The organism is Halobacillus sp. HZG1, assembly GCF_035818575.1.
Taxonomy (GTDB): domain Bacteria; phylum Bacillota; class Bacilli; order Bacillales; family Halobacillaceae; genus Halobacillus; species Halobacillus litoralis.
In genome coordinates this window covers 149,935-163,121 of sequence record NZ_JAYLVQ010000061.1, presented here as the reverse complement: position 1 = coordinate 163,121, position 13,187 = coordinate 149,935, and the positions used below count along the sequence as shown (strand labels likewise).

Annotated in this window: 14 protein-coding genes; 12 read left to right on the top strand and 2 right to left on the bottom strand. The window is 41.9% G+C overall.

Annotation, left to right across the window (positions count from 1 at the left end; all coding sequences use genetic code 11):
- The first annotated feature begins 152 nt into the window (after window positions 1-152).
- Complete coding sequence (locus tag VKA52_RS09920; RefSeq protein WP_160911220.1) at window positions 153-371, top strand: hypothetical protein; 219 nt, start codon at window positions 153-155, stop codon at window positions 369-371.
- An 816-nt stretch (window positions 372-1,187) separates the two neighbouring features.
- Window positions 1,188-1,367 (top strand): hypothetical protein, encoded by a 180-nt coding sequence (locus VKA52_RS09915; RefSeq protein ID WP_160911222.1) that lies wholly within the window; start codon window positions 1,188-1,190, stop codon window positions 1,365-1,367.
- Between the two features lie 303 nt (window positions 1,368-1,670).
- Here the strand turns inward: VKA52_RS09915 and VKA52_RS09910 are convergent, their stop codons facing one another.
- Window positions 1,671-1,874 carry a hypothetical protein gene (locus VKA52_RS09910; RefSeq protein ID WP_326315526.1) on the bottom strand — a complete coding sequence of 68 codons (204 nt, stop codon included), beginning with the start codon at window positions 1,872-1,874 and terminating at the stop codon, window positions 1,671-1,673.
- 258 nt (window positions 1,875-2,132) lie between these two features.
- Between VKA52_RS09910 and VKA52_RS09905 the strand changes: the two genes are divergently transcribed.
- Together VKA52_RS09905 and VKA52_RS09900 are read left to right on the top strand one after the other, a co-directional pair.
- Complete coding sequence (locus VKA52_RS09905) at window positions 2,133-3,752, top strand: cell wall-binding repeat-containing protein (RefSeq protein WP_326315524.1); 1,620 nt, start codon at window positions 2,133-2,135, stop codon at window positions 3,750-3,752.
- A gap of 227 nt (window positions 3,753-3,979) precedes the next feature.
- A complete protein-coding gene (locus VKA52_RS09900; RefSeq protein WP_326315522.1) occupies window positions 3,980-4,948 on the top strand; it encodes a M20/M25/M40 family metallo-hydrolase in 969 nt (322 codons plus the stop codon).
- A 62-nt stretch (window positions 4,949-5,010) separates the two neighbouring features.
- On the opposite strand, the gene VKA52_RS09895 is transcribed toward VKA52_RS09900, so the two are convergent.
- Window positions 5,011-5,487 (bottom strand): DUF6843 domain-containing protein, encoded by a 477-nt coding sequence (locus VKA52_RS09895; RefSeq protein WP_326315520.1) that lies wholly within the window; start codon window positions 5,485-5,487, stop codon window positions 5,011-5,013.
- A 306-nt stretch (window positions 5,488-5,793) separates the two neighbouring features.
- Here VKA52_RS09895 and VKA52_RS09890 point away from each other — a divergent pair, with 306 nt between their 5' ends.
- From VKA52_RS09890 to VKA52_RS09855, 8 genes are all read left to right on the top strand, one after another.
- Window positions 5,794-6,213 (top strand): recombinase family protein, encoded by a 420-nt coding sequence (locus VKA52_RS09890; RefSeq protein ID WP_326315518.1) that lies wholly within the window; start codon window positions 5,794-5,796, stop codon window positions 6,211-6,213.
- A gap of 282 nt (window positions 6,214-6,495) precedes the next feature.
- Entirely contained in the window at window positions 6,496-7,863 is a 1,368-nt protein-coding gene (locus tag VKA52_RS09885) for an ethanolamine ammonia-lyase subunit EutB (RefSeq protein ID WP_326315516.1), read from the top strand.
- Window positions 7,864-7,879: 16 nt separating this feature from the next.
- Window positions 7,880-8,725 (top strand): ethanolamine ammonia-lyase subunit EutC, encoded by an 846-nt coding sequence (gene eutC, locus VKA52_RS09880; protein WP_326315514.1) that lies wholly within the window; start codon window positions 7,880-7,882, stop codon window positions 8,723-8,725.
- Window positions 8,722-10,245 (top strand): sensor histidine kinase, encoded by a 1,524-nt coding sequence (locus VKA52_RS09875; protein WP_326315512.1) that lies wholly within the window; start codon window positions 8,722-8,724, stop codon window positions 10,243-10,245. The genes eutC and VKA52_RS09875 overlap by 4 nt, the downstream gene beginning before the upstream one ends.
- Window positions 10,246-10,839: an ANTAR domain-containing response regulator gene (locus VKA52_RS09870; RefSeq protein WP_326315510.1), complete on the top strand. Its 594-nt coding sequence runs from the start codon at window positions 10,246-10,248 to the stop codon at window positions 10,837-10,839. It abuts the gene before it with no gap.
- 111 nt (window positions 10,840-10,950) lie between these two features.
- Window positions 10,951-12,234 carry an ethanolamine utilization protein EutH gene (eutH, locus tag VKA52_RS09865; RefSeq protein ID WP_326315508.1) on the top strand — a complete coding sequence of 428 codons (1,284 nt, stop codon included), beginning with the start codon at window positions 10,951-10,953 and terminating at the stop codon, window positions 12,232-12,234.
- A gap of 30 nt (window positions 12,235-12,264) precedes the next feature.
- Window positions 12,265-12,606, top strand: coding sequence for a BMC domain-containing protein (locus tag VKA52_RS09860; RefSeq protein WP_326315506.1), 342 nt, complete (start codon window positions 12,265-12,267; stop codon window positions 12,604-12,606).
- A 19-nt stretch (window positions 12,607-12,625) separates the two neighbouring features.
- Window positions 12,626-13,141: a EutP/PduV family microcompartment system protein gene (locus VKA52_RS09855; RefSeq protein WP_326315504.1), complete on the top strand. Its 516-nt coding sequence runs from the start codon at window positions 12,626-12,628 to the stop codon at window positions 13,139-13,141.
- Window positions 13,142-13,187: the final 46 nt, after the last annotated feature.

Below are 13,187 nucleotides of genomic sequence, written 5' to 3'. Positions count from 1 at the left end.
TCTATGTATGAAAGCAGGAAAGTAATAGGGGTGTGTAGTATTAAATACATATAGGAATCTATATCTTTCAGTTCATGTTATGAGTCCTGTGTACACCGTTTCAACGAGTGAGTATAAGGAATGGATGATTTAAATGAAGGGGGCATACACAAATGGCAGAAGTATCTTCAATGAAGCAGGCTGTAGATGTATTACTACAAAAAGGGCTATCCAAGCGGCAGATCTTGACTAATGTAGATAATAGTCATTTTCCGTTTGAGGATGAAGAAGTCGTGATGACCTTTATTGATTTGCAGATTGAGTGTTCCTCTGATGAAGAATTTAATAAGTTGGTCGCGTATTTATATGGGTTTAGTTCGAACCTATCCTAAGTTTGTCTACTTTAGTATATGGTGTGCCTGCCCACGGTCGGTCAGTGCAGGAAAGATAGCCTGGTAACAACGGTTAACGTTTGTTACCAGGCTTTTTGGTGGAATTTCAAGTCTCAGGATTACAGCGTCTTTTTGTACTCTCTAATAAATAGGAATCAAAAATCCAGAAAATAAGAGCACCAATGATTGAAAACACGATGAAAACTGGACTGATAAAAAATAGTACGACTAAACCTCCTAACAGGTGAAATAAAAGGGAATAACCACGAGATCTTACAGAGGTTTTGCTTTGTGTTGTAACTAAAGATGTGAAGTAGTCACTTAGTAAAGACCATAGGGGAGCATAGATGAATATGGATGGGATACTGATTCCTAAAAAAACAATGACATAATCATGGACGCTCTGTGGACCATGAAATAAGAAGAACGCCATTACTAAATACACATGTATAGAGAAAAAAACAAATAAACTGCTAAGTAGTTTTCTCATTATAGTTTTTCGTAATATTTGAAAATCCATAGACTTCCCCTCATTTTTCTATTTGATGTTCTTATATTATCTCAACTGCGGTGGATGAAGGGAAGAAAGTTAGTCTTAGAAGTTGTAAATAATTTTTTCTCCTTGTAGTGGGTAAAGTATAAGGGAGTGAATGTCCGTAGGTGTACACACGCCAGACTACAAAACCTTTACGCGTGGTAAACTCAACCATCTCTCAGCTTATGTCCTTCTTTCCCTAGTACAATTGCCCGCATCCACACCTTTTCCATATCGATTCGTATTGTAGAAGGTAAACCAATACGATGGGAGAGAGTGATATGGGGGATTTAATTCCTTTTCGACGGACTGGAAATAAAAAGCTTGATGATGCTATTCTGAAATTCCAAATGCACGTAGAAAAAATGAAAAAAGCAAAATCAAAAGCAGAAATTAACTATCACTACAATGAAGCATTGCATGTTCTGAAAGAAGCACGAAATAAAAGAGAAGAGCGATGAGTGCAGGAAGTACAGTGAAAGAATGGTGCTTGTTGTAACGCCTTTAGAAACTATTTACGTTTACTTTTGATATGTATCGAATGAATAAGGCTTTCACATCCATGGAAGTCTTATTTTGATGAGCTTTTTTAAAATGAAAGCACCTGTTCCTTTTCTTAACTTTTTTAGTGAAAAACTAGCTTATCGACCTGTGCGTCGTAGCTCCTCTCTGGAGATAGGAGAAAGAATTACTCTCACTTGAATACATCGAGATGCTTCCTCTTAACTCTTCTTGTGAAAGTAGCAAGGCTTAAATAAGCCTGCTCACTTTTCTTTATTTCTTCTCATTGCTTTGTTTATATCCATGTAGGCCGGAAGGAGGACTATAAAAGCAATAATCCATAAGACAAAACTCCATGGATTATTTTCCATTTTATAGTTTATAAACCATAAACTCATCAAAAACGACACAAAGGATAGAGGTGGGATGTACCATTTTAGCTTTTCCTTCATGGAACGTTTATCCATATTCACACATCCTAATAAGTTTTGGGTTGAATCATGTATAAACCTATACCCCCTCGCCTGCTTGGTTATCCACCAAATGCTGTGGTTTAAGGATTATCGTAGGGTCCTTAAAAATAAAAAGATTAGGAGATTGATCATGAGTAATTTGCAGGAATAAACAAGAAAAGGTCTAATTATATAAGGTAGTGTTCTTTATTGGATTTTGTTCGTGTTTGTTAAAGAACACAAAAAGGAGGGGACATGTTGGATCAAAGAGTTATGTGGAGGAATAAGGTAAAGTTATTTGTTATTCTGTCACTCGTTTTCATAATGTTAGCCCCGTCGTTCGCTTTTGCAGAAGAAAATGATCATTCCGTAAAAGATTGGAACTATGTCGCGCTTGGAGACTCGTTAGCTTTTGGTATTCAATCGGATAATACGGCAGGTTTAGGCTATGCTGATTTCGTTGCGGAGGATTTAGAGAACATCTATCGATTGGGTTCATTTACGAAAGATTTCGCAGTGCCGGGTTTAACATCCGAAGGTTTATTGACACAGCTGCAAAACGATACAGAGACTCAAGCTGCTGTTAGAAACGCAGACCTTATTACGTTGAGCGTAGGAGCCAATGACTTTCTCGAAGTGCTTAGGAATAACCCTGAAGATTTGCAGAATCCTGAATTTGTTAAAGATAAGCTTGAAGGCGTGAGAGATAATTATATTGGGATTATGGGTGCTATACATACCTTGAATCCTGAAGCCAAAGTTGTTGTGATGGGGTATTACAACCCTTTCTATGCTTACCCTGCCGAGCAGCAAGCAGTTTTTGTACAGTTGATGAAATCTTTAAACCAGATCATTGAGACGATTGCTACACAGTCGGGGAGCAGTTATGTCCCGACATTCGATGCCATTGCTGAGAACTATTCAGAATACCTGCCGAATCCAGAGAACGTCCATCCCGGACAAGAAGGGTATAGGAGAATTGCGGAAGAGTTCTGGCAAACGATTAAACCCATCATCCCAATCTCATCTGCACGGATTGCAGGCATGGACCGATACGAAACCGCAGTGAAAGTATCCGCTCATGGATGGGAGACAGCCGAAACGGTCATCATCGCGCGTGGAGACGACTTCCCTGACGCGCTTGCTGGATCGCCACTTGCCTATAAGTTGGATGCACCGATCTTACTAACGGGTTCTACGCTTCCATCATCTGTGAAAGAAGAGATTCATAGATTAGATGCGAAAAAGGCAGTTATTCTGGGAGAAGAAGGGGCAGTAACCGCATACGTGGAGGACCAACTAAAAGGCATGGGTCTTGAAACAGAGAGGATTGGCGGAAAAGACCGCTTTGAGACAGCCGCCTACATTGCAGCCGTTTTAGATGGAGAGCCGGCGAAAGCGGTTGTCGCAAACGGATTGAACTTCCCTGATGCTCTATCCATCGCTTCTCATGCAGCAGAAAATGGCTACCCGATTTTATTAACCCGTCCAAACGAACTTCCTGAAGTAACAGAGACCGTTTTATCTGACTTCCATTCAAGTATTGTCGTTGGCGGAAGCAGCGTTGTGTCCGATGGAGTTCTTGATCAACTACCCGACGCTGTTCGCTATAATGGGAAAAACCGTTACGAAACATCTGCGGAGATCGCGACAACCTTAAATCCTGCAGATAAAGCATTTATCGCAACAGGTGCCGATTTTGCTGATGCTCTTACAGGATCCGTCCTTGCAGCGAAAACAAATAGCACGTTCCTGCTTGTCCCTCCTACTAGAGTGGATGACTCTATTACTGATGCAGCGAACATGCTAGGTGTACACCACTTCACCTTATTAGGTGGAACGGGAGCCATTGATGAGACGGTTTCTGAAGAGTTGCTTGAACAAATAAAATAAAAAGTCAGAAGGCGGGCAAGTTACTTTTAAAACTCTATGTTTATCCTCCAATACGAGAATAATAGATGAGCGTGGGATCCATGGTTGGATATCGCGCTCTTTTTGTGATGATCTAGAGGACATCCTTTCATGAAAGTTTTCTGTGTTTTTGTCGAATCTATTCCTTTATCACTGATCATCTATTAATATATGACAAAATAAACCAATTTGGTTAAAGGAGTTTTGCAATGAAAAAGAAAATTTCACTTATCTTGATGACGTTCGTCTTTGGGTTGCTTCCATTCGTAGGGAGTGTATCGGCCGATCCAGTTACCTACCATCCTTCACTCGTACATAAGGACGGGGCCATGGCTTATGAACATATGCAGTACCTGGCTGATGAAATTGGTCCAAGAGTAGCGGGGACAGACAATGAAAGAGAAGCGGCTCGCTATATTCAGGGGCAGTTTGAACGGATGGGATTACAGACAGACGTTCAGGAGTTTAACTATTCTGGTTCGAAGAATTCGTCTAATGTGGTGGCTTACAAAAAAGGAAAATCCACAAAACAGATCATTGTCGGGGCTCACTATGATTCCGTCTCTGCTGGAGTAGGAGTGGATGATAATGCTTCAGGTGTAGGTGTCCTGTTGGAAACAGCAGAAGTGTTAAAGAACATAAAAACGCCGTATTCCATCGTATATATTGCTTTTGGTGCGGAAGAAGTGGGATTACAAGGGTCTAAGTATTATGCCGATCAGATGACGGAGAAAGAGATCGGAAATACGATTGGAATGATCAACCTAGACAGTCTGGCTGCGGGTGATCAAATGTATGTGTATGGGAATGCCGGAGAAGATGGATTCATCCGTGATCAGGCTTTGGCTATAGCAGATAAGAAAAAATTAGACGTAGAAACCAACCCAGGTTTGAATCCTTATTACCCAGCGGGTACGACAGGGGATTGGAGCGACCACGCCCCGTTTAAGGCGAAGGGCATTCCTTATGGGTACCTGGAAGCGACTAATTGGGAGATTGGGGATTTAGACGGTTATCAGCAGACTGTAGAACACGGAGAAATTTGGCATACAGAGAAAGATACGCTGGCTTTTATTGAAGTGGAATTCCCAGGCCGCGTTCAGGAGCATTTGTCTACATTCAGTACGTTGTTGACAGACTTACTTAAGTTTATGAACAAAACGAGCACGTCAAAGTAACCTGAGTACACAATATAAAGAAGCAGAGGCAATTGACTTTGCTTCTTTATATTGCTTACGTTCTACTGTGCAATCTTTGGGCACTTTGTGAATGGACTTCGATCCGCATTAAAATATTGGGTGGCATGATGATATTCAGTCCCATCAGCATCTACAAATGTACCGTTAGAACCTGGCCCGATGTCTTCCCATGGGATTTCCTCGATGATTTTGCCATCCTCATCCACATAATAGGCCGAAATCTGGAAGGGTCCTGCGTGGTCTTCGTTGACCCATCCGTAATCTTGGGGTGAGGATGTCTCAATAACTCGATCTCGAGGAACTTCAAAAACGAATTCGTTGTTTTCGTTAATCGTTAGAGGCTCCGCACCCTCAACATTATAGCGGATCACAGCACATCCACTAAAACCTTCAGGCACTAACCACTTCCGATCGACTCCCTCCTGAGTTCCTTCTCCCGCACCCTCATTTAAGAAGAATATGGATGACAAACCTAGTGAAGCTATCACTAACAGGGTACCTAATATGTATTTTTTCATATATACACCTCTTCTGCTGGTCTTTTAGCAGTTTAACATTCATTAGGAGTTTATTGTTAAAACACAAGGAAATGATTAAAGCATCTATTAGGTTTGCTTTGTTATGTATTTATAAAGAGGGGAATCTCCAAAAGAAATAGGTTCCAGTGACCCCCGTTTGAAATGAATACGCTACAGGCTAATGAGGCCATACTAGCATATGAATCCAGATCAATGGATGCATATGCTTTTTTTGTTTTCTATTAAATATGTTTATTTGGGATGTGGAGAATAATGAAAAGTGTTTTCTGCTATTACAGGAAGTCTATGAACTTTGGAAACTCATGGACTCCAGTCCAGCGCATTGTCCACCAGGATAAAGTGTTGTTTGATTACTGTTCCTCCAATAACTTAAATGTCCTCAAAAGGTTCAGTGATTTAGGGTACTTAGGTTCACCCTTTCAACGTCCTGAATTACTTCAAATAAGAAAAATAATAGAAAGACCTAAGAATAGAGCGGACTTACTTCTGTTTTATAGCATTGCTGGACTAAGGACGGAGATGAAATCGAATGCTGAGTTGCTTTTAGAAGTGGTGGAGGTTTTAGGGAAGGTACATTTTTATCGGGAGAAATTGACGTTGGATGATCATAAGTTAAAGCTTTACTTGAAGGGGGCAGGTAGTAGTGAAATGTTCAATCATGGACAAGCATTGAAGCTGTCAAGTGAGAAGAAAGAAGAAGCCTGATCGTTCTTTTTCTCTCTCATTTCCTTGTCCCTTGTCTCCATTAATATAATAACTGTATTGCCGAATAATTAGGTTAATGAGGGAAAGAAACTTTTAAAGAATGTATAGGACAAAAAGCATATAATTAAAATATCTTCCAACACTAATACAGATAGAAACACCTGTAAATAAAAAGAATGTTCTGATATAATGCTATGTAAGTGAATAAACACGGCAAAGACGCCTCTATGGTTAGTTTATAACTAGCAATAGGGGCGTTTTTTATTTTAGAAAAGAAGGTGAATGATGGTGAAGTTTTCTTGTCAATTAAAAAATGAGACCTATTATTTCCATTCATTGAAAGATGTTTTAGCTAAAGCAAGTGAGGAAAAGTCGGGAGATGTAATGGCTGGCATTGCATCGAAGTCTTCGCTGGAACGAATGGCTGCGAAGTACACACTGAGTGAGCTCCTACTTAAAGACATTTATGAAAACCCTGTCATTTCTTATGAAACCGATGAAGTGAGTCGAGTCATTTATGATGAGGTCAGTCAATTCATCTATAAAGAGATTCAGGGTTGGACGGTTGGAGAATTGAGAGAGTATATCCTTAGTCATTCAACCACCGCCAATGATTTGAAACGACTGAGTAGAGGCCTAACTAGTGAAATGATTTCTGCGGTTGCAAAACTCATGTCAAGTATTGACTTGGTGCTCGCTTCACAGAAGATGAAGCATCAGGCTCATTGCAACACCACGATTGGGGAACCAGGAAGGCTGGCATTTCGCTGTCAACCCAACCATCCGATTGATAACCCAGAAGGAATTATGGCATCAATTAAAGAGGGGCTTTCTTATGGATCCGGTGATGCGGTCATAGGCATCAATCCGAATAATGAAGCGGTCGATTCGGTTGCCAGGATTTTGACGATGAGTCATGAGTTTATGCAAAAGTGGGAGATCCCAACACAGAACTGTGTCCTTGCTCATGTGACCACACAAATGCAAGCGCTTAAAAAAGGAGCACCTGTCGCTCTTTTATTCCAAAGTCTAGCTGGATCGCAGCTGGCGAATGATGATTTTGGCGTCAATCAAGAGTTGTTAGATGAAGGCTATGAATTAATGAAGACAGAAGGAACGTCTGCGGGACCGAACTTCTTTTATTTTGAAACGGGGCAGGGGTCCGAAGTTTCATTAGACGGACATGAAGGGGTCGATATGCAGACACTAGAAGCACGCACATATGGTTATGCTCGCAAGTGGAAGCCTTTTATGGTCAATAACGTCTCAGGTTTTATCGGTCCAGAAACATTGTTTGACGGCAAACAAATGATTCGTGCTGACTTAGAAGATTTGTTTATGGGCAAAATGCACAACCTCCCGATGGGAATTGCCCCGACATATACCAATCATATGAGTTCCGATCAAAATGATCAGGAGATTGCGGGAATGCTGACGACATTAGCCGGAGCGAACTTTTATATGGGAGTTCCCGGTGGTGATGATGTCATGTTGAGCTATCAGGATACGAGCTATCATGATGATGCGAGTCTACGTGAAATGCTCGGTTTGAGACCTTTAGCTGAATTTGAGAAATGGTTAGAGAAAATGGGCATCATGGAAAACGGTATCCTTACAAAACGTGCAGGCGATTTATCTATTTTCAATTAAGAAGGGAAGTGAACGTGTGGATATTGAACAGATTGTCAAAGAAGTACTATCGGAAATCCAGGAAAAACCGAACAAGAAAAAATCCTATACGCACGAATACCGAACGAAACACTTGGTTTATGAAAAGAAAAAGCAAGTGGGCGTCGATCAACCGAATGACTATGAGTATATTGATGAGGTGATTCATAAGACTCCCGCACGTATAGGGATCGGCCGCATAGGGACAAGGATGAAAACGAAAAATTATTTAGACTTTCGGGTCGATCATGCGGCTGCACAGGATGCGGTATTTAAAGATGTTCCCGATTCCGTTTTAGAATCTATGAAACTACCAATTCTTCATTCTAGAGCTTCTTCCATGAACGAATACTTGATGAATTTGGATGTAGGAAGAAGATTGAACGAAGAATCCGTCCAATGGTTACAGGATCATATGGAAACAGGGAAGCAGGTACAGATCATCGTTTCTGATGGGCTAAGCTCGACGGGTGTTGAAGAAACCATACCTGATTTGTTGCCATCCTTGGTTCAAGGGTTGAAGTCTAAAAATATCAGCATGAACGATCCTATCTTCATAAGGAAAAGCCGTGTATGGATTCAAGATGAAGTGGCCTCATTAGTTGATTGCGAATTGGTCATCTCCTTAATTGGGGAACGCCCGGGACTTGCGACGGCGAAGAGTATCAGTGCGTATTTAATTTACAAACCGAATCAAGATAGTGTAGAGGCGGATCGTACCGTATTCTCAAACATTCATGAAGGTGGAGTCCCTCCCGTCGAAGCAGGCGCATATTTAGCGGATATTATCGAGAAAATGCTTCAATTAAAGGCGAGCGGGGTTAAGTTTTCACAATTTCAATGATTATTCAGAATATTGACAGAATTTTCGATGAAGTCTATAATTCAAATAGTTTCTTACTAGAAAATCAGCAAGAAAACATTTTTACAGAGGAAGTAGGATCCATGGTAGATATGGCAGAGATCGAGTCTCTATGTAACGAAAAGACAACCTTAGAAGCAGCGGATATCGAAAAAGTCAAAGAAGTAAGCCAAAGCATGCAAATGATGGCTGATCTTTCGAAGGCTCATATTTTTATCGACTGTTTATTAGCCGATGAAAAACATGCGATTGTCGTAGCAGAAGCTGCACCCTCAACAGCTCCAGCGATCTACCAGAAAAAAGTGGTAGGAAATACAGCCTATGAAACGTTCGAGCCTGCGGTTCTTTATTGTTTACGTTCAGGGAAAACGCTTACATCCAATCGCGCAATCACTCAAGAGCGGAAAAAGGTCGAGCAGAGCGTCGTTCCGATTTGGAACGAGGAGAAAGTGGTCGGTGTCTTGATTATGGAAAAAGACATCAGCGATCAACTAGAAAAGAAAGAAGAAATCGAAACCCTTTCGAAAACCACGGAGTCACTTAGTGGACTATTATTAAGCCATTCCGATCGCCAGCCTATAGTGCCTGAACTGATGGAGGAAGCTTTATTTTTTGTAGGGCTTGAGGGGGAGTTGCTCTATTCAAACCCGGCGGCGATTAATTTACTCGACGAACTCATCGGGGAAACGTGTGATTATGGAGAGAATATCCTTGATCACCTGCCTATATTGACTGAGATTGTGGAGCAAAAAGAAGAGCTGCTCGTGACAGAAGTGGAAGCGTTCGATAAATCATTCAAAATTAAAAAAATCCGCCTGCCACTGAATGACAAGTACAATGGCATGTTCATCATCTTACGGGATTTGACCGATTTGAGAGAAAAGGAAAAAGAATTGATTATCAAATCTGTCGCCATTAAGGAAATCCATCATCGTGTGAAAAATAATTTACAGACGGTAGCCAGTCTTCTTCGCCTTCAGATGAGGCGGGGCATACCGGAAGAAAGCAAAATCCATTTTACAGAGAGTTTGAACCGGATATTGAGTATTGCATCCGTTTATGAGGTCATATTATCCAACAGTAGTATCGATGAAGTCGACATTTTTGACTTGGCCGAACGGATTGGGGATATGCTTGTTTATACGGGGCTCTCCAACACGAAGATTACCATCAATTACACAGGAGACCGCTTGAATATGGAGTCCGATCGTGCGGTTTCCATCGCATTGATTATTAACGAACTCATTCAAAATTGTGTCAATCATGCTTTTTTAGAAAGACAGCGCGGTCATATTGATGTCATCTTCGAACATCGGATGGACGTCATGGAAGTCATCGTCCGTGATGATGGAATCGGTTATAAGAAAAAGAATACATCTTCTCTTGGACTCGATATTGTGCGCCGCATGGTGGAACATGATTTGTCTGGAGTCTTTGAAATTGAAGGAATGAAGAAAGGTACAGAAGCGAAACTGACATTCCCAAGAGAAAGAAGGGGTTAAATGGGTAAGAGGATACTGCTTGTGGAGGATGAGTCCATTGTGCGGATGGATATTGCCCTACTTTTGCAGGACAGCGGATTTGACATTGTTGGTGAAGCAGGGGATGGCGAGAAAGCGATTGAACTCGCTTATGAATTACAGCCCGACTTAATCATCATGGATATCAAAATGCCGAAGATGGATGGGTTGAAAGCAAGCAAGGTGATTTCACAGAAATTTAATATTCCGATCTTATTGCTCACCGCTTATAGTCAGCAGGAATTCATCGAGAAAGCGAAGGAAGCAAATATTGTTGGGTATATCGTTAAACCGATATCAGAAGATCGTTTGATTCCGGCAGTAGAAATCGCTCTTCATCAAGGGGTGGTTTCTGAAAGATACCGTGTCAAAGTGAAAGAAGCGGACAATCGTCTGAAGAAGCGGAAAGTTGTGGAGAGGGCCAAGGGGCTCCTTATGGATCAATTCGGTTATACGGATGAGGTCTCGTATAAGAAGATGAGAGAAATTAGCATGAACAAGCAATGGCCGCTCGAGAAAGTGGCGACAAAGATCCTGAAGAAATATTCGCAAGAGCCGATGACCACTTCCAAGTGAATAGAACTAGCAAAGATGCTAGAAGAGCAGTGAGGGTGCCTTACTGTTTTTCTAGCATCTTTTTTTATAGAAAAGTTTGATGATCACAATAAAAAAAGGTAGGGATGCAGAATGGTGTTAGTAGGTAATATTGTTATTTATATCATTATGATTTGTGCAGTCATCGGTGCGATCGCCTCCATCAAAAACAGTGAAGATGGGATTGGGGGACAGTTCATGGAAGGGGTTCACTCCATTGGACACATCTTCGTTCCGGCGGCAGGTATTATGGCCTCCATTCCTTATTTATCCTGGTCGATTGACAAATTCGTCGGTCCGTTCTTTGAGAAAATTGGAGCGGATCCTGCAATTGCGGCGACGACGATTCTTGCTTCTGATATGGGGGGCTATCAATTAGCCGAAGCGCTGCAAGAATCTTATGAGGGCTGGATTATGGCTCTGATTGTCGGATTTATGGCTGGGGCGACCATCGTTTTCTCCATTCCGATGGGACTTGCGATGTTGGATAAGCGGGACCATAAGTTCATGGCTCTTGGAATTATGTCAGGGCTGCTTACGATCCCCATAGGCGTGCTCATTTCCAGTGTCATCATTACGCTGACAAACTCGAAAGTAAGAGACGTTGTGGCTACGAATACGGAGTCGACGTACGAATTCACGTTAAGTTATTTGCAAATCTTTATGAACCTTACGCCATTATTGATTTTTGTCGTGATCTTAGCTGCTGGTCTTTATTTCTTACCAGATATTATGATCAAAGGCTTCATGTGGTTTGGGACGATCCTGGATGCTGCGATTAAACTCGTACTCGTCTTTTCCATTGTGGAGATCTTTACTGGGGTGTTTACTAATGTTTTTGGAGCGTGGGGATTCGATCCGATTATGGCAGATGCCGACGATCAATTCCGTGCGCTTGAAACCGCCGGGTATATCGGAATTATGCTGGCGGGTGCCTTCCCAATGGTGTACTTGCTGAGGAAATATGCGGCAACTCCACTTGAGGCACTTGGCAAAAAGCTTGGATTAAGCTCTGTAGGTAGTGCCGGACTAGTAGCGACGATTGCTAATATCCTTGCCATGTTCAAGCTCGTGCGTCACATGCCTCCAAAAGATAAAGTCATCAACATTGCGTTTGCCGTCTGTGCAGCCTTCTTACTCGGCGATCACTTGTCATTTACTGCGAACTTCCAACCCACTTTGATTTTGCCGATTATCGTCGGAAAATTATCGGCAGGAGTCATAGCCATTGGCTTCGCTTATTGGCTGTCCGTTCCAAAAGCGAGGGAACTTGAACAAATCGATCGTGAGAACGGCGTTATTGGTAAAGATGAATACTTAGAGGAAGAAGCGTTCGAAGGGGATGTCGTGGCCTCTGACCAACAGAAGGAAGCGTAAGAAGAAGACAACGATCAGGAGGGATACCGAATGCATGAGGAGAAAAAGCGATTTATACAAGAATTTGTACCAGGGAAACAACTGACTCTCAGTCACCTTATCGCTAACCCAGATCCAGACATGTTTGAAATGTTGGGCATTGAAAAATCCGGAGCCTTGGGAATCTTAACATTAACGCCGAGTGAAACGGTCATTATTGCAGGGGATTATGCAACGAAAGCGGCTCATGTCGGCATTGGTTTTTTGGACCGCTTTACTGGAAGCCTTGTCATAGTTGGAAGTGTTTCTGAAGTGGAACAATCGATGATTGAAGTGAACCGCTTTCTTTCAGAGACGCTCGGTTATACCCCTTCAAAAATAACGAAATCCTAAGAAAAAAGGGGGAACTCCTATGGCAAAGCGAAACCGTGCAATGATGCTTGGGTCGATTCGAGCAGGGAAGTCCACCCTCACCCATGCCTTACTGGGGTACAAAGCAAAGGCGATGAAGACCCAGTCCCTTACCTATGAAGATTGGATTGTCGATACGCCTGGAGAATACACAGAAAATCCGATGTTCTATAAAAATATTATGGCCACTTCCCTTGAGGTGACGCATGTCTTATTTATTCAAGATGCAACGAAAAAGAAAGTCATTTTTCCCCCGGGGTTCAGTAAGGGGTTGAATAAAATGCCGATTGGAGTTGTAACGAAAGCCGATGATGAAGAGGCGGATGTCGATCGAGCGGTGGAACAGTTGAAGAAAGTGATGCCTAAAGGTCCGATTGTGATTACATCCGCTGTTCAGGGGCAAGGGTTGGATGTCATTCGCCATCTCGTTAACTGTTCCAGCCTGGATGAAATGAAATGTTGGGTTAAAGAAATGGAAAATGAGGACGTTATCTTCCATGAAACCCTTTACAAATGATGTCGAATAAATTAATATTCTGAATAAGAGCAATGCTACAAATGAA